Source organism: Eubacterium sp. MSJ-33, assembly GCF_022174665.1.
In the GTDB taxonomy this organism is placed as follows: domain Bacteria; phylum Bacillota; class Clostridia; order Lachnospirales; family Lachnospiraceae; genus Coprococcus_C.
Window position 1 is genome coordinate 563,210 of the sequence record NZ_CP076562.1, and the last position, 17,769, is coordinate 580,978.

The following is a 17,769-nucleotide window of genomic DNA, read 5'->3' on the forward strand; positions in this document are numbered from 1 at the left end:
ATATGGAACGAATCATTCAGGCGGATATTATTCCGGAAGATGATAAAATAGAACAAGGATTACGTCCCAGCCATCTGTCTGAATATATCGGACAGGAAAAAGCAAAAAAAAATCTTCGTGTATTTATCGAAGCGGCAAAAAAACGTGGCGAGCCATTAGATCATGTACTTCTGTATGGACCACCGGGACTTGGAAAAACAACACTGGCATCCATTGTCGCAACAGAGATGGGGGTGAATTTGAAGATTACCTCCGGTCCGGCAATTGATAAACCCGGAGACCTGGCTGCAATCTTAAATAACTTATCTGAAAATGATGTGCTGTTTATCGACGAAATCCATCGATTGAATAAACAGGTAGAAGAAGTTTTATATCCGGCAATGGAAGATTTTGCAATTGATATTGTCATTGGCAAAGGTGCTGGTGCCCGTTCAATCCGATTAGATCTTCCCAAATTCACATTAGTCGGTGCAACAACACGAGCTGGCATGTTGACGGCCCCGTTGCGAGATCGGTTCGGCGTAGTAAACCGGTTGGAATTTTACAATGTGACAGAATTAATGCAGATCATCATCCGTTCAGCTTCGGTTCTCGATGTAAAAATCGATGACGAAGGTGCTTTGGAAGTTGCCAAACGTTCACGTGGTACACCGCGTCTTGCAAACAGGCTCTTAAAGCGTGTGCGAGATTTTGCCCAGGTAGAAGGGAATGGCTTCATTGATTATGATGTTGCGAAAACAGCATTGGATCGTCTGGAGGTTGATTCCATGGGATTAGATAATACAGACCGGAATATTCTGGAAACCATGATTCATAAATTCGGTGGTGGTCCGGTCGGCTTAGATACTTTAGCGGCGGCCATCGGAGAAGATTCCGGCACACTGGAAGAAGTGTATGAACCATATTTAATAAAAAATGGCTTTATAAATCGGACACCACGTGGTAGAATTGTTACGGAACATTGTTACCGACATTTTGGATTGGAAAATCTGATAGAATAGCAAAGGAGAATTTGTATTATGGCAAACAAAGTGGATATCCCGGTTGTCATCAACGGGAAGGTATATACATTAAGCGGATACGAAGGTGAGGATTATCTTCAGAATGTCGCAACCTATATAAACGGTAAGATTGCAGAATGTAAAACTTCTGACCAATATCGTCGCATGAATACAGAATATCAGGGTATTTTGCTTGCATTGAATATTGCGGATGATTATTTCAAGGCGAAAAATCAAGCAGATTCCATGGTGACAGAGGATAGCAACAAAGAACAACAGTTATATGATCTTCGCCATGAAGTGATTGAATCCCAGATTAAATTAGAGAGTTCCGCCCGCATGATTGAAGAATATAAGGAACAGATTAACGCATTGCAGCGAAAGATTATTCAGTTAGAGGCAGAGAAAAACCGAAATGAATAACAATCATAAAAAAATTGAAGTGCTCGCACCTTGCGGGTCCTATGACATTTTAATTGCCGCTATACATGCAGGTGCAGATGCCTGCTATATTGGCGGCAATTGTTTTGGTGCACGAGCATATGCAGAAAACTTTGATCAGGAAACAATCGTAAAAGCGGTTTCCTATGCACATCTGCATGGTGTAAAAGTTTATCTGACAGTAAATACATTATTAAAGCAAAATGAACTATCTGAATTATATGATTATATCAAACCATTCTATGAATCAGGCGGAGATGCACTGATTATTCAGGATCTTGGTGTCTTCTCCTATGTAAGAGCGCAGTTTCCGGATATTGACATCCATTGCAGCACACAGATGAATATTACATCCCGTTATGGTGCAAAGCTTATGAAAGAGCAGGGGGCATCCAGAGTTGTCACAGCCCGGGAGATGTCTCTTGCGGAAATTCGTGATATCAAAGAACACGTAGATATCGAAGTGGAAACCTTCGTTCACGGAGCCATGTGCTATTCTTATAGCGGACAATGTCTGATGAGTTCTCTTGCCGGTGGCAGAAGCGGAAATCGCGGACGTTGCGCTCAGCCATGCAGAAAATGTTACGATAACAGCTATTTGCTGTCTATGAAGGATATGTGTGCACTTTTCTATATTCCGGAACTCATAGAAGCCGGTATCGATTCTTTAAAAATTGAAGGTCGTATGAAAAATGCCTACTATGTGGCATCAACCGTTCATGCATACCGTACAATGGTAGACGACTATCAAAAAGGACATTTTAACAAAAAGAAAGCAGAATCGCTTGCCTTTGAACTGGCAAATATTTATAACCGTGGTGGTTTTTCTGATGGATATTTCTTCCGTCACAATGGGCCGGAGATGATTTCATTTGCACGGCCAAACAATCAGGGCGTTGCAATCGGAACACTGGAACAGATCGGTAAAGGAACAGTTACCATGCGTTTGCAGGAAGATGTATATCCACAGGATGTATTAGAATTGGCAACTATTGACGATGATTTTGTTGAGATTACTTCATCAAAAGTCGGAAAAGCAGGACAATCCCTGACATTAAACTGCCCTAAAACCAGGCAGCTGAAAAAAACACAGATCCTATATCGAACAAAATGCCCGCATATTCTAAACCATGTACAGGAAGATTATATCGATAAATTTGCTAAAATACCGATTACTTTTACTTTGAACGCTCACATTGGCATGCCAATATCTGTAACAGTCCAAAGAGAATTATCGGGAACCAATTATGAAGCTACGCTTACAAGCCAGATTGTAGAGCAAAGTCAAAAGCAAAATGCGTCATACGATATGATCAAAAAGCCGTTTTCCCAGCTTGGAAATACGGAATATATACTAAATGATTTTGTTTGCGATATTGATAGAAATGTATTTTTACCAAACAGCGTACTAAAAAATATGCGCAGGGATGTGTTAGAAAAACTGGAAGATAATATTTTAACCGCTCAGCGCCGGGAGGCATCCGGGAAACTCGCATGGGATGCAATTTATGACACACGAAATGTCGAAAAAAATCCAAATATTCCAACTACAGAACATATAACAGATCATATTATCAGTGTATCCGATTTCTCACAGTTTCTGGCTGTAAAGAAAATGCTTTTACAAACGAAACTGAAAGTTGATGCAATCACGGTTCCTGATACAATATATGCCGATTGCATAAAACAGGCTCCCGCATCAATATCTATCTATATAGAACTGCCACATGTCATTCACTCAGATTACGCGTTACATTTGCAAGAAACGCAAATCCGTGGTATATATATTAGAAACATTGATGAACTGGCAATTTTAAACGATTTGGAACTGCCATCCGGATGCAGGATATTATGTGATGCCGGTCTGTATTGTTACAACCGTCTGGCGCATGCATTTATAAAAGGATTGCTTTCTTCTCCGGTTGCTTTTATAACTCCAAGAGAACTAAAGCTGGATGAATTAGCCACGCTTGCAAAAGAGCCTCTCTGCCTGATGCTCTATGAATACCAGCCTGTTATGATTTCTGCGAATTGTGTGAAGAAATCAAAACAGCATTGTACGAAGAAAGATGGTCTGCTTTCCATCACAGATGAGAGAGGGAATACTTTTTATGCAAGAACATACTGCAAATATTGTTACAATGTAATTTACAACAAAGTTCCATATTCTATATTGGATAAATATAAAGAACCCGATTTTTCTGACTTGCATTCTGCCGGTTATATGATGCGTTTCACAATCGAAACAGAAGACCAGACAGTACAGATTCTTCGCATTCTGACAGGAGAAGACAGCAGACTCAAAGAGAAGACGGGCGGACATTTATATCGAGGTGTATTATAATGGTCAACATTATCTGTGAAATTTCAAAGTATCTGGTTTTGCTGTTTATGGTTTTATATACTGTAAAATGCTTTTCTGTACTTTCGTCAAAAGACGAAGAAAAAAAGAGAAAAAATCTGAATAAGCAGATTGGATATGTTTTCATGATCCATTTCCTGTGTTATTTGATTTTGTATCTGCGGTTAGGAGAACTGAAAATCGTAATTTTTTATGTTGCCCAGATCTTTGTAGCCATATTATATATGGTGCTGTATCACAGCATCTACAAAGACTCCTCAAGGCTTCTGACAAACAATGCAGCATTTCTTTTATTAATCGGATATATTATGTTAACGAGATTAAGCTTCAGTCTTGCAGTCAAACAGTTTATCATGGCAACTGCAGGTCTTATCATCACAGCATTTATCCCATATATCATGCTGAAATGGAAGAAGATGAAGGATCTCGGTGTGTTCTATGGGATTACAGGTCTGATTTTCCTTGTTACAGTATTTATACCGGGGCTTGGAAGCGAAAAATATGGTTCCAGAAACTGGATTCATATCGGAAGTTTTTCACTTCAACCGATGGAGTTTGTTAAGATATTATTCGTATTTTTTGTAGCATCCATGCTGGTAAAAGCAAGCACCTTTAAAGAACTTTTTGTGAATGCAGTAATCTCTGCCGCATTTATGGGTGTTTTAGTTTTGGAAAAGGACTTAGGTGCAGCCGTTATTTTTTACATAACCTATGTACTGATGGTTTATGTAGCGACTTCCCGGCCAGTATTTCTAATTGGTGGAATCTCGCTTGGGGCAGGAGCTGTCATGCTTGGATACACGTTGTTTAAAGATTCGCTGTTCCGGCACGTCATGGTCCGGGTTCATGCCTGGCAGAATCCATTTGCAGACATTGATGGTGGCGGATATCAGTTATCCCAGTCACTTTTCGCAATTGGAACCGGCGGATATACAGGTTCCGGTCTGACACAGGGCGCAGCCGGAAGCATACCGGTTAGTGAGAGTGATTTTATATTCTCCGCAATCTGTGAAGAATTAGGTGTCATCTTTGGATTGGCGATGATTCTTGTTATTGTCAGCATTTTTATCTCATTTGCCAATGTGGCAATGAAATGCAAAGAACCATTTTATAAATACGTTGCCCTTGGATTTTCAAGTATTTATATTGTGCAGTGTTTCCTGAATCTTGGCGGTGTTACCAAATTTATCCCGTCAACCGGAGTTACACTTCCACTTGTAAGTTATGGTGTAAGTTCTGTATTAAGCACTTTGATCCTGTTTGCAGTTGCACAGGGGGTCTATCTAATAAGCAGTAGTGAGGCAGTGAAATATGAGCGAGAAAAAGAAAAAGCAAGACAAAAACTCCGCGAACAACAGCAACAGCCGGCCATTAACACCGGAAGAAGAGCTGATCGCGAAAGAAAAACAACGAATTAAGAAAAATAAGATCAAGAACCGTCCTATCATTGTAATTACTTATATGATGGTTACTTTGTTTGTCGGTATGATTGCCTATGTTATCTATTTCATGCAATTCAAATCCGAAACGGTGATTGCAAATTCGCGAAATGTAAGACAGGATTCCTTTGCGAGTACCGTGGAACGCGGAGACATCATCACAAGTGATGGCGTTGTGATTGCAACAAGCGAAACCGACGAAAACGGAAATATAAGCCGTTCTTATCCATACAGCAATATGTTTGCACATCTGGTCGGATACGATGAGTACGGAAAAGCAGGGCTGGAGCTTTCCGGTAACTTTTATATGCTACGTTCCCATATAAATATATTCGAACGCGTCTACCGTGAATTCAAAGAAGAGAAAAACCGCGGTGACAATGTAGTTACTACCGTAGATTACGATTTGCAGGCGGCAGCATACAACGCACTTGGCAGCTGTAAAGGTGCGGTTGTCGCAATAGAACCATCCACAGGAAAGATATTATGTATGGTTTCCAAACCAGATTATGATCCAAACGACATAGAAAATGTATGGAGTTATCTGCAGACAGAAGAAGGGGCGCAGAGTACCATACTTTTGAACCGTGCAACACAGGGATTATATGCACCGGGTTCTACATTCAAGGTCGTATCCCTCTTGGAATTTATACGCGAAAATCCAACAACCTATGACAGTTATCGTTTTCACTGTGACGGAACCTCTACATTTTCAGGTGTCACAATCAGTTGCAGCAACAACAATGTACATGGTGATTTGTCCTTGGCGGATGCCCTTGCATATTCCTGCAATGTCAGTTTTGCTACAATAGGAGAAACGTTAGACAAAGCATCTTATCGTTCCACAGCCGAAGATTTACTTTTTAACAAAGATCTGCCATACGATGGAACATATAATTCTTCCCAATTCAAGATAAACAAAGGCTCTGCAAATGATGAGATTCCGCAGACGGTCATCGGACAGGGAGACACAAAGATTACGCCACTGCACAATGCAATGATCATGTCAGCCATCGCTAACGACGGTGTTTTGATGAAACCATATACAATAGATTCAATTGAAAATGATGATGGTGCAACCATCCGGACATTCCGTTCCAAACAGGCAGGAACCCTTATGAGTGCAGATGAGGCAAACGTACTTACTGAGTATATGAAAGGTGTCTGCGAATATGGTACCGGCTCAGGTTATTTCTCCGGACTTTCGTATCAGGTTGCCGGCAAAACAGGAACTGCCGAGTTTGATAACGAAGGAAACTGTAACTCATGGTTTGTAGGTTTTTCCAACCCGGATGATCCGGATCTCGTTGTCTGTGCAATTGCCGAACAATCTAATGTCACAGGTGTGACCGGTGCATGGGTTGCCAGACAGGTTTTTGATGCCTACTACAGCAAATAGTTAATCTTGCGACATGCTATAGAATCTGCTATAATAAATTCAATTTTGGTACACACCAATGGAAAAAGCAGGAGGAATTGCAATGATTGAAGCAACAAGCTGTGGTGGTGTGGTAATCTTTCGAGGAAAAATCCTGTTATTGTACAAGAATTACAGGAACAAATACGAAGGCTGGGTTCTTCCGAAAGGAACCGTCGAGGAAGGTGAGCAGCATAACGAGACGGCTCTTCGTGAAGTAAAGGAGGAAACCGGCGTAAGCGCGCAGATTATCAAATACGTAGGAAAAAGTAACTACACATTTAACACCTCTTACGATGTCGTAAACAAAGATGTACACTGGTATCTGATGATGGCTGACAGCTATTACAGTAAACCACAACGAGAGGAATATTTTATGGACTCCGGATATTACAAATATCACGAGGCGTATCATTTATTAAAATTTCCGAATGAAAAACAAATTCTGGATCAGGCATATGAAGAATATACTGCCTTAAAACAGAATAATCTATGGGGGAGTAAGAAATATTTTTAATCTGATCTATGAAAAAAAAGAAGCATATCCTATATAATTTATGTTTGATTGTATTAATCTGTGTATTTATCGGCTCTGGCGGATATCTTGCATATTATTTTCTACAAAGCAAAAAAAGCGAAGAGCAATTTCAGGAACTCGAAGCAAAGATTGGAGACCTAACTGACGCAGATGAAACCGCGTATATTGCAACGGATGGGGATGCAGAACCCGGTCTTGAGTTTGTAAATATCAATGGTGTACTAATCCAGAAAAAGTACGCAGCTTTGTATCGTGAAAATCATTCATTTATCGGCTGGCTTTCCATCGAAGATACTAATATTGATTATCCGGTCATGCAGACGCCGGATGATGAAGAGTATTATATTCACCGGGATTTTTATGGTGCATACAGCAGCGCAGGTACATTGTTTGCAGACACAGATTCCAGCATACAAAGACCGTCTGATAACATTCTGATTTATGGTCATAATATGAAAACCGGAAAAATGTTTCATGACCTTCTAAAATACGAAGATGAAGCTTTTTATAAGAATCATAAATATATCCAGTTTGATACCATTTACGGAAATGGAACATATGAGGTAATTGCAGCATTCCGTACAAGGATTATGAATGAAGAAGATCAAGATTTTCGATATTATCAGTTTTTTAATGCTGCAGATGCATCTGAATTCAATCAATTTGTCTCCGGATGTAAAGCTCTTACAAACTATTCCATTGATACAGAAGCTTCTTACGGAGATTCTCTGATTACGCTTTCAACCTGTGCGTACCATACAGAAAACGGAAGATTTGTCGTTGTAGCAAAGAAAATCCAACCCTGAATAACAGTCAAAATGCGTAAATAGAATGTGTTTTTTTATTGACAAGCGTATTCATGTATGATATAGTATCAAATGTTCCGCCGGTGTGTCGGAATTGGCAGACGAGGCAGACTCAAAATCTGTTGATGGCAACATCGTGCGGGTTCAAGTCCCGCCACCGGCATTGAATGAAAAAGCGAGATTCCTTAAAACTTAAGGATTCCCGCTTTTTTTCATTTTATACAATCATCATGCGAAAAGCACAGCTATGATAATTATCCTAGACGAATCATCTCCTTTCTCAGACGCCGGATGATTTTTTTCTCCAGTCGAGAAATATAAGACTGCGAAATCCCTAATAAATCTGCAACTTCCTTTTGCGTCATTTCTTCATCATCATGGCCAATTCCATAACGAAGTTCTATAATGGTACGTTCCCGGTCACTCAAGATATCCATTGCCTGTTCCAAAAGTTTCAAATCCACTTCATCTTCAATATCTTTATAGACTGAGTCTTCCTCTGTGCCAAGAATATCTGATAACAACAATTCATTTCCATCCCAATCCACATTCAATGGCTCATCAATGGAAACTTCCGTTTTGACGCGTAAATTCCGGCGCAGGTGCATCAAAATTTCATTCTCAATACAGCGGCTGGCATAGGTAGCTAACTTAATATTTTTATCGGATTTAAATGTATTGATTGCTTTAATCAGACCGATTGTTCCTATGGATATTAAATCTTCCACACCAACGCCTGTGTTATCGAATTTCTTCGCTATATATACAACCAGACGCAGATTATGTTCAATTAATGTCTGTCTGGCTTCTAAGACATTATCATCGAGATGTGTTAATAGCAGATTTTCTTCTTCTGCTGAAAGCGGGGCCGGAAGGATCTCCGCTCCACCGATGTAATGTACTTCGTTTTTTGGAAATAATAGATAATTGGCTATACTCTTGATATTAAAGCGAATCATATTATTGCTGACGATGCTAATCATACTGGTTCCTCCTTGATTGGTTGTAATTTTTCATTAAGTAATACATCATATTGATTTTCAAAAAATGATTCCCTGCTGATTCCCGCAGTCACAGCATATATGACTGCATGCTCATTTTTATATACGAGCTTAGGAACCGTAATTGCCGGCATAAATGAAAATCGATTTCCGATTGTATGATAGGGGAGAGGATAGAAACTTAATGTGCCATTCCCGTTCATCTTTGTGTACGAAAAATGCCCTGTTTTATGGTATTGTACGAGATACGCATAGCTTTGCTCCGGCAGATACTGTTTTAATAAGTGATAATCAATTACAATTGCCGGTTTATTTGTATACGGATTTTTCAAGCGATTTCCTGTATCCAGAAATGCATTTGCGCGGATTGTTTTATCCGGAAATACAAGTTCTACTACATAATTCTTTTTTTTCGCTGCACGTCGTTCATACAAACACCGAACTATGCGACACAGAAGAATTGATATGATACATGCTTCAAAAAATAATGGATTATGCAGTGCATGACGGCTTTGAACACGAAAAAGCTCCAACATACCTGCAAGCCATATGCAGCATCCGATGACTGTCAGCAAAACAACAATCTGCGACGCATGCGCTCTACAACATTTTGTAAAAAAATATGTCATAAAAAAGCAGCATATGCCATATAATATGTAATAGAGAAAACTATTTGATCTCGTTATTACAAAAATACCGGTTGACAAAGCTGCCATAAGAATCGTCCAAAGTAACGTGCGGGAGATTCTTATGGTCTGGCCAAGAATTGTCTGTACCATAAAAAAGAGTGTTAGATTAATCAGCACATGATACAGAAACAACACATCGGCATAAACAATGTATGTCATATTCACCTCCTTTTCACTGTTCGTAAGTATTATAAAGAATTGTTTCAAAAAACACTGTCGCATTTCGTATTCTGATTTCGTAAAATCACAAGATTATTCGACATAGAAATATATAGCTATAAGAAGAAAAAAAGTATAAAAAAGAGTAAGTGTGAGAATTATGGATGTATTTGTCAATTATTCCGACAAAATAAGCACAGGGCTGCAATTATCACTGGAAACGGAAACTGGCGAACGTGCATATACCATACTATTGCGTTATAGCGGCAATTATAATGAGTTGCATACACAGACTGACATTCTTATGATACCGCTTTTAAATCAGTTCGCAATTGGTTCTGCATCCAAAGAACAGATTCAGGTTCTTGCCTATCTTCCGCAGATTCTATACATTGATCTGACAAGGCGGATGGAATATGAACAGGCTGTCTCAGCCAAAACACGAATTGCGTCCTGTTTTCCCATGTATGATACTTCCGGTCAGGTTCTGCGCGGTAACGGTATTGTCTGTGGCATTGTCGACTCTGGTGTAGATATCAATCATCCTGCATTCCGAAAAAATGACGGAAAAAGCCGTATTGTCACCTATTGGGATCAGATGCAGTCAGGAAATGCACCTGCTCCATACGCTTTTGGAGCTGTCTATACATATAATCAAATTAACGATTTCATCCGCAACGGGCAAAACATTCCGCGATTTGATATAAGTGGGCATGGAACTTCTGTTGCAAGCATAATAAGTGCACTAAGCCCAGAGGCTGAGCTGGCTGTTGTGGCTGCAATGCCGGATACAGCAGCATTTTTATGTGCCATTGATTATCTCGTCCGATATGCAGCAGACCGCAGGCAGCCGCTCGTATTAAACTTAAGCTATGGAAACAATTATGGAGATCATGCCGGAAACTCTCTTATAGAACAATACATAAATACCCTTCGGGCAAATGGAAAGATCACAATCGTTACAGGTACGGGAAATGAAGGCAACACGGGAAGACATCGGTATATCCATGGTTCAAAAGCCCAAAGCGTTGGTATAGCACTTGAAGACGGACTTTCAGTATTCAATCTACAATTCTGGTCTGACCCGGTGAATCCATACCAGTTTCAAGTACGCTCTCCGAGTGGTGAAACCACTATTTTTATGCATTCCGATAATCAGGGACAGTTTTATTCTTATCAGTTTCGCTCAGTCAATATCTCCATTCAGATTGGCAGTCCAAGTCCCTACAATCAAAAGCAGGAGATATTTTTCTCATTTCATGCAGCTTCGGAAGCAATCCAATCCGGTTACTGGAGCATAGAAATACGTCCATTCTTATCCAATTACTATGCAATTGATGCATGGCTTCCGGTTGCAGCATCTACGAGTGCAGACATAGAATTTGAAATACCAACTCCTGATTTGTCATTGACGATACCTGCAACAGCAGATATTGCAATCAGTGTGGCAGCTTACGATCCGTCTTTGCAAAGCATTGCTGTCTTTTCGGGTAAAGGCAGCACCACCATTCAAAAGCCGGATTTTGCCGCCCCGGGAGTCAATATTCTGACAGCACGCAGCGGTGGTGGTTATGTTTTGCAGACTGGTACATCATTTTCGGCACCGTTTGTATCTGCGGCTGCTGCAAATCTTATGCAATGGGGGATTACTGATGGAAATGATCCTTTTTTATATGGTGACCGTATGAAAGCATATCTGAAAAATGGTGCCATTCCGTTGCCTGGTGATTCAAAAATCCCCAATATTTTGGAAGGTTGGGGCAGATTGTGTGCCAATGCCAGCATACCACATAAATCCACCTCGTTGTAATATACATACAAATTCCAATATCGACTAGACAAAAAAACTGTGTTATGATAGTTACTGTATGAACGAAAGAAAAGCGAGGTTGCTGACAATGCCTGAAGGAGAAAAAAAGCATATTACAATTGGAATACTTGCGCATGTTGATGCCGGTAAAACGACACTTTCCGAACAGTTTCTCTATGAAACCGGTGTAAAAAAACAGGCTGGAAGAGTCGATAACGGAGACACCCTGCTCGATCATGACGAAATGGAGCGAAGCCGTGGTATCACTATATTTTCCAAACAGGCAGAGTTCACTGTTTCTGATACACAAATCACGTTACTGGATACGCCCGGTCACGTAGACTTTACAGCAGAGATGGAACGTACATTGCAGGTGCTCGACTATGCCATTCTTGTAATCAGCGCCTCGGATGGAATTCAGGCACATACAAAAACTGTTTGGAGATTGCTGAAAGAGTATCACATTCCGGTATTTATATTTGTGAACAAGATGGATCAGCCGGATACGGTTGAGGCAGAGATTCTTGCCGAATTACAAACATTGTCGGACAAAATCATTCCATTTACACACTATACACAGGGTGAGATTACAATTCCGGATGATCTGTATGAAAATCTGGCAATTGCATCCGGAGATGAAGCAATTTTAAACCGTTTTATGGAAGAAGAAACGCTTTGTGTTCCTGAGATACAGACGCTGATCCATACACGCATGGTTTTCCCTTGCTATTTTGGAAGTGCATTGAAAGAAATTGGCGTGAATATGCTGTTACAGGGGTTGGATATCTATACAAAAGATGTTTATGGAGTCCAAGGTTCCCTGCCATTTGGTGCCCGTGTATACAAGATTACCAGGGACGAGAAAGGAAATCGACTGGCACATATCAAGATTATGCAGGGAAATCTGTCGGTTCGGGATGCAGTCGGAGATGAAAAAATAACCCAGATCCGCGTTTATAACGGAGAACGATTTGAGGCACTGCAACATGCTTCTGCAGGCACAGTCTGCAGTGTGACAGGATTAGAAACCGTCCGGGCTGGTGAAGGCATTGGAAATTACACCGATAATCCAATGGCATGTATTGAACCAGTTATCTCCTATACGATTTACTTTGACGAATCTGTCAGTACACGACTGATGTATACCAAAATCAAGGATCTCGATGAAGAACTCCCGGAACTTCATATGGCGTGGAATGAACATAACGAAACAATCCAAATCATGCTGATGGGACCTGTTCAAATCGAGATTCTGACTGAACTGATTAAAAAACGATGTGGTGCAGTACCAACCTTTGACAGTGGAAGTATTTTATACAAAGAAACGATTGCAAAACCTGTCATCGGGGTTGGACATTTTGAACCTTTGCGTCATTATGCAGAAGCTCATATCCGTATAGAACCGGCTGAACAGGGTAGTGGCGTTGATGCATCTTTGGATTGTTCAGAAGATATCCTGTCCAAAAACTGGCAGAGATTGATCTATACACATTTATTAGAACGGACACATCGGGGTACAAAAATCGGAGCTCCACTAACGGATGTTCATTTCACAGTAGTAAACGGTCGTGCCCATAACAAACACACGGAAGGGGGAGATTTCCGACAGGCAACTTACCGTGCGATCCGTCAGGGACTGATGGAAGCAGGCACTATAATACTGGAACCGGAATATGATTTCACCCTTGATATTCCAAGTTCTATGATTGGACATGCCATGACAGATCTTCAGTCCTTATATGCCGTGATGGAAGCACCTGAGCAAAGCGGTGACAGAGCAATCCTCCGTGGACACGGTCCTGTTGCAACATTACGCGATTATCAGCTTCATGTTCGGGCATACACAAAAGGACAGGGTGAATTTCAGGTTAGTTTTCGCGGATATACACCATGTCATAACGAAGAAGAAATAATCAATACACATCCGTATGACCCGGAAGCAGATCTGCGAAACCCAACGTCATCTGTATTCTGTGCACACGGCTCCGGATTCATCGTTCCATGGGATCAGGTAAAGGCTTATATGCATGTGAGCGATGATACCGATATCCCGGAAACCACACCGGTTGAATATGAGATGCAAAGCCGTGAAACATTTGATTATTCCATTGGTTTAGACGAAATTGATGCAATTTTATCCGGTCAGACAGCCAATCAAAACGCAAAGAAAAAATTATATAAAAAAAGGATGGCAAATCATTCTGAATCCTATACTGCCAAACCATCAAAGGCAATACTGACTCCAAAAGAAAAGCGTCTTATCGTGGATGGCTATAATGTCATATTTGCATGGGAATTATTAACGTCACTTGCAAAAGACAATCTGGATGCTGCAAAAGATAAACTTATTTCCCTGTTATCAAATTATCAGAGCATTACAGGCGTAAAAACATTGCTCGTGTTTGATGGATATAAGGTGAAAGGAAATCATGGAAGCTTTGTAACACAGGAGGAGATTGAAATTATACACACGAAAGAAAATCAGACGGCAGACCAGTTTATTGAAGCCTATACACATGAACATGAAGATCAGTATCTTATGACCGTTGCGACCTCGGATAGATTAATTCAGACAATTACCCGCGGTGCCGGATGCCGGATTATTTCTTCCCGTGAACTCTATGCAAACATAGAAACTGCTGCAAAAGAACTTCGAGAAATATATGATATTCAATGACGGATAACTGCACTTATAAATGAATAATTTATAAGTGCAGTTATTTGTATTTATAGAGAATCTATGCTATAATTTAAATAATTATGACTAGAATAGATATAGTTTGACATAATAGGAGGTTTTAATGAGAGAATATACAACACAGATGGACGCAGCCAGAAAGGGAATTATTACACCGGAACTTTCCAAAGTTGCCGCAAAAGAACATATGCGAGAAGATGAATTACTTCCTCTTGTAGCATCCGGAAAGGTTGTAATCCCTGCAAATAAACTGCATACATGCCTTGATCCGGAAGGTATTGGATCTATGCTTCAGACAAAGATTAATGTCAATCTTGGTATCTCCAGAGATTGTAAGGACTACGACATCGAGATGAAGAAGGTAATGGAAGCTGTTAATTTGGGAGCGCACGCCATTATGGATCTTTCATCCCATGGAAATACAGAACCTTTTCGAAAAAAATTAATTGCTGAGTGCCCGGTTATGGTTGGTACGGTTCCAATCTACGATTCGGTTATTCATTATCAGAGAGATCTGGCAACACTAACAGCCAAAGATTTTATCGATGTTGTACGACTACATGCAGAAAATGGTGTAGACTTCGTAACATTGCATTGTGGTATTACAAGAAAAACAATTGAACAGATCAAGAAACACAAGAGGAAGATGAATATTGTATCCCGTGGTGGTTCTCTTGTTTTTGCATGGATGACTATGACCGGAGAAGAAAATCCTTTCTACGAATATTACGATGAAATTCTGGATATTTGTGCAGAGTATGACGTAACGGTTTCTCTCGGAGATGCCTGTCGACCTGGCTGCCTTACTGATGCAACAGACGTCTGCCAGATTGAAGAATTAGTACGACTCGGAGAACTTACAAAACGCGCTTGGGAAAAAGATGTACAAGTTATGGTCGAGGGGCCCGGACATGTGCCAATGGATCAGATTGCCGCAAATATGAAAGTACAACAGACTATCTGTATGGGAGCTCCATTCTATGTACTTGGACCGCTGGTTACGGATATCGCTCCGGGGTATGACCATATCACTGCTGCAATCGGAGGAGCTATCGCGGCACAGGCCGGAGCGGCATTCTTATGTTATGTTACCCCTGCAGAGCATCTGGCATTGCCGAATGTTGACGATGTAAAACAAGGAATTATTGCATCTAAAATTGCTGCCCATGCTGCAGATATTGCTAAGGGAGTGCGCGGTGCCCGTGATATTGATGACAAGATGGCAGATGCAAGACGGGTGCTTGACTGGGATAAACAGTGGGAATGTGCCTTAGACCCTGAGACAGCGAAAGCCATACGCGCAGACCGCAGCCCGGAACATGAAGATACCTGTTCTATGTGTGGAAAATTCTGTGCTGTACGTAGCATGAACAAAGCATTAGCAGGAGAATACATTGATATTTTATAGTAGATAAAACGGGAGGGTACTTATGGAAAAAAATGAAGTTTGGGAAAATATCAAGAAATACGGGAAAATATTCTTGCAGGGAATCGGATTATTTTTTGCATATGTATTTCACTACATCAGCATATTCTGTGTATTTGTATATAAGAAGCTGAAAATCTTATTTAAAAAGTTATATAAAATCATCCGCAAACATATACGCAGAGTAAAAAAACATATGAAAGCCGGAGATTACAGTCTGTTGTTCTATACAATTCTGGGTGTGGTTATCGTTATTGTATTGCTGATTTTACTGATTCACGGTATAGCAGGTAAGAAAAAAACGGTTCCAAAAACAACAACCGAAACAACAACCGAAGCACCTGCTACCGAAGAAGTTGATACGCAGGCAGTTCTCCGCGAACAGGCAGCTTATATTTATCAGAACAACCCTGATTACCTGATGCTTGTCAATGATACAAATCCAATCGCTGCCGGATATACGTTTGAACAGCATACACTGAACAGTGGATATATCGTAGATGAACGAATCTATAACGATCTGCTTGCTATGCTCGAAGCATGTAATGCTGCCGGAAATGAGTACACAATTAAAGGCGGTTATATCAGCGCAGACACAGAGGGCAGTGGAGAATATGCAACCGGTCTTGCCTTTGATGTTACGGCCCACGACATTGCCGAACTGGATATATCCGTTGTTGCTTCCCTCCCAACCAATCAATGGCTGATGCAAAACTGTTCTTCCTTTGGTTTTATTGTACGATATCCGGAAGGAAAAGAAAGCATTACCGGACATAATTTTGAGCCATGGCATTTCCGTTATGTCGGAAGAGATGCAGCAGTATTTTTAACAACCAATAACCTGACACTGGAAGAATTCTACACTTTATTAAATGGTGGCAGTGTTGCAATCTCCACTTCCACAGATTCGGTTCCTTCCACTGACCCGAGTGCTATAGGAACTGATCCGAATACCGGAGTTACTACATCGGAAGATACTGGTGAAACAACCCAGAGCGAAGCAGTTCCGCAGGGAAATTAAGAGAAAGATGCTAGAGAACATTTATGAGTAAACCAGATAAACATATGAAAAGAGGACAATATGAACGGGAGATGGCACGCCGCAGACGGGAACGTAAGCGGCGTATCCGTCGTTTTCATCTGATTTGTCTTGGGATTATAACACTTGCATTCGTAATTGTATGCTTTCATATATTTTCCCATAAAAAAAGCATTCGTAAGGAAGCGGTTTCTCTCTATGAAGCAGGCAGCTATCAGGAAGCTTTAGACAAATTTCAGGAAGCTTACGCAGAAAAGCAATGGTTTTCTGATTCTGTGAACATTGATATTCTGATGTATCAGGCAGACTGCATGATGCATTTACAGGATTTTTCAAATGCAGAACTGACTTACCTGAAAATTCAGAAGAAATATCGTTCCTCCAAATATGACAGCAAACAGCTTTCCTACCTGACAGAGTTATCTCATGCGCTTGCAAATTACAAGCAGGGAGATTATGTCTCAACCGTTGCAACCTTTACAAAAGCAGTGGAAAATGGGCACAACGATATCAGTATTTATGCTGCAATCTGTTATGAAAACCAAAAAAGCTATGACAAGATGAAACAATACCTTGATATCTATGCGCAATATCACGGTTTGGACGCATATGTAAATTACAAATACGCATCCTATTACTATGATATCAAAGATTATAATCAGGCTTTGACTTATCTTGCACAGGCTGAGACAAGTGGAGAAAGCGACTATACGCAGAAAATATTATACGCAGAGATTATGTGTTATAAGGAACTTCAGAATTATACAGAAGCCTTTTCACGGGCATCTACGTATATTCAGCAATATCCGGATGACACAAGTGGACAGGATATCTATGCCTATCTATATACCCGGGTGAATTTAAATGAAAAACCTGTAAATGACAAATTTCATTTATTCACACCAGAAACGAACGGATTAGCTACACAATAATTATATTATGT

The 17,769-nt window shown here is 40.4% G+C and carries 14 protein-coding genes and 1 tRNA gene; 13 read left to right on the plus strand and 2 right to left on the minus strand.

Translation table 11 applies throughout. The annotated features are described in order from the left end of the window. The first annotated feature begins 2 nt into the window (after positions 1 to 2). The 8 genes from ruvB to KP625_RS02615 all read left to right on the plus strand — a co-directional run bounded on the left by ruvB (position 3) and on the right by KP625_RS02615 (position 8,167). On the plus strand, positions 3 to 1,001 hold the full coding sequence (gene ruvB / locus KP625_RS02580; protein WP_238299113.1) for a Holliday junction branch migration DNA helicase RuvB: 999 nt from the start codon (positions 3 to 5) through the stop codon (positions 999 to 1,001). Between the two features lie 18 nt (positions 1,002 to 1,019). Beyond that, positions 1,020 to 1,424 (plus strand): cell division protein ZapA, encoded by a 405-nt coding sequence (locus tag KP625_RS02585; RefSeq protein ID WP_021985472.1) that lies wholly within the window; start codon positions 1,020 to 1,022, stop codon positions 1,422 to 1,424. Beyond that, the gene (locus KP625_RS02590) at positions 1,417 to 3,786 is read left to right on the plus strand and encodes a peptidase U32 family protein (RefSeq protein WP_238299114.1); all 2,370 of its coding nucleotides are present in this window, start codon (positions 1,417 to 1,419) and stop codon (positions 3,784 to 3,786) included. Before KP625_RS02585 ends, KP625_RS02590 begins: the two co-directional genes overlap by 8 nt. After that, positions 3,786 to 5,222: an FtsW/RodA/SpoVE family cell cycle protein gene (locus tag KP625_RS02595; RefSeq protein WP_238299115.1), complete on the plus strand. Its 1,437-nt coding sequence runs from the start codon at positions 3,786 to 3,788 to the stop codon at positions 5,220 to 5,222. The genes KP625_RS02590 and KP625_RS02595 overlap by 1 nt, the downstream gene beginning before the upstream one ends. After that, on the plus strand, positions 5,116 to 6,642 hold the full coding sequence (locus KP625_RS02600; protein ID WP_238299116.1) for a peptidoglycan D,D-transpeptidase FtsI family protein: 1,527 nt from the start codon (positions 5,116 to 5,118) through the stop codon (positions 6,640 to 6,642). The genes KP625_RS02595 and KP625_RS02600 overlap by 107 nt, the downstream gene beginning before the upstream one ends. Positions 6,643 to 6,724: 82 nt before the next feature. After that, positions 6,725 to 7,177 carry an NUDIX hydrolase gene (locus KP625_RS02605; RefSeq protein ID WP_021985476.1) on the plus strand — a complete coding sequence of 151 codons (453 nt, stop codon included), beginning with the start codon at positions 6,725 to 6,727 and terminating at the stop codon, positions 7,175 to 7,177. 8 nt (positions 7,178 to 7,185) lie between these two features. After that, entirely contained in the window at positions 7,186 to 8,004 is an 819-nt protein-coding gene (locus KP625_RS02610; RefSeq protein ID WP_238299117.1) for a class B sortase, read from the plus strand. A gap of 79 nt (positions 8,005 to 8,083) precedes the next feature. After that, positions 8,084 to 8,167, plus strand: a tRNA-Leu gene (locus KP625_RS02615). Between the two features lie 91 nt (positions 8,168 to 8,258). Here the strand turns inward: KP625_RS02615 and sigE are convergent. Both sigE and KP625_RS02625 read right to left on the minus strand, forming a co-directional pair. Then, positions 8,259 to 8,963, minus strand: coding sequence for an RNA polymerase sporulation sigma factor SigE (sigE, locus tag KP625_RS02620; protein WP_238299894.1), 705 nt, complete (start codon positions 8,961 to 8,963; stop codon positions 8,259 to 8,261). 20 nt (positions 8,964 to 8,983) lie between these two features. Then, positions 8,984 to 9,853 carry a sigma-E processing peptidase SpoIIGA gene (locus KP625_RS02625; protein ID WP_238299118.1) on the minus strand — a complete coding sequence of 290 codons (870 nt, stop codon included), beginning with the start codon at positions 9,851 to 9,853 and terminating at the stop codon, positions 8,984 to 8,986. Positions 9,854 to 10,013: 160 nt separating this feature from the next. Here KP625_RS02625 and KP625_RS02630 point away from each other — a divergent pair, with 160 nt between their 5' ends. The 5 genes from KP625_RS02630 to KP625_RS02650 all read left to right on the plus strand — a co-directional run bounded on the left by KP625_RS02630 (position 10,014) and on the right by KP625_RS02650 (position 17,758). Next, positions 10,014 to 11,663, plus strand: coding sequence for a S8 family serine peptidase (locus tag KP625_RS02630; RefSeq protein WP_238299895.1), 1,650 nt, complete (start codon positions 10,014 to 10,016; stop codon positions 11,661 to 11,663). 58 nt (positions 11,664 to 11,721) lie between these two features. After that, a complete protein-coding gene (locus KP625_RS02635) occupies positions 11,722 to 14,340 on the plus strand; it encodes a translation factor GTPase family protein (RefSeq protein WP_238299119.1) in 2,619 nt (872 codons plus the stop codon). 124 nt (positions 14,341 to 14,464) lie between these two features. After that, positions 14,465 to 15,769: a phosphomethylpyrimidine synthase ThiC gene (thiC, locus tag KP625_RS02640; RefSeq protein WP_238299120.1), complete on the plus strand. Its 1,305-nt coding sequence runs from the start codon at positions 14,465 to 14,467 to the stop codon at positions 15,767 to 15,769. A gap of 22 nt (positions 15,770 to 15,791) precedes the next feature. After that, positions 15,792 to 16,808: a M15 family metallopeptidase gene (locus KP625_RS02645; protein WP_238299121.1), complete on the plus strand. Its 1,017-nt coding sequence runs from the start codon at positions 15,792 to 15,794 to the stop codon at positions 16,806 to 16,808. 23 nt (positions 16,809 to 16,831) lie between these two features. Next, on the plus strand, positions 16,832 to 17,758 hold the full coding sequence (locus tag KP625_RS02650) for a tetratricopeptide repeat protein (RefSeq protein WP_238299122.1): 927 nt from the start codon (positions 16,832 to 16,834) through the stop codon (positions 17,756 to 17,758). Positions 17,759 to 17,769 lie beyond the last annotated feature (11 nt).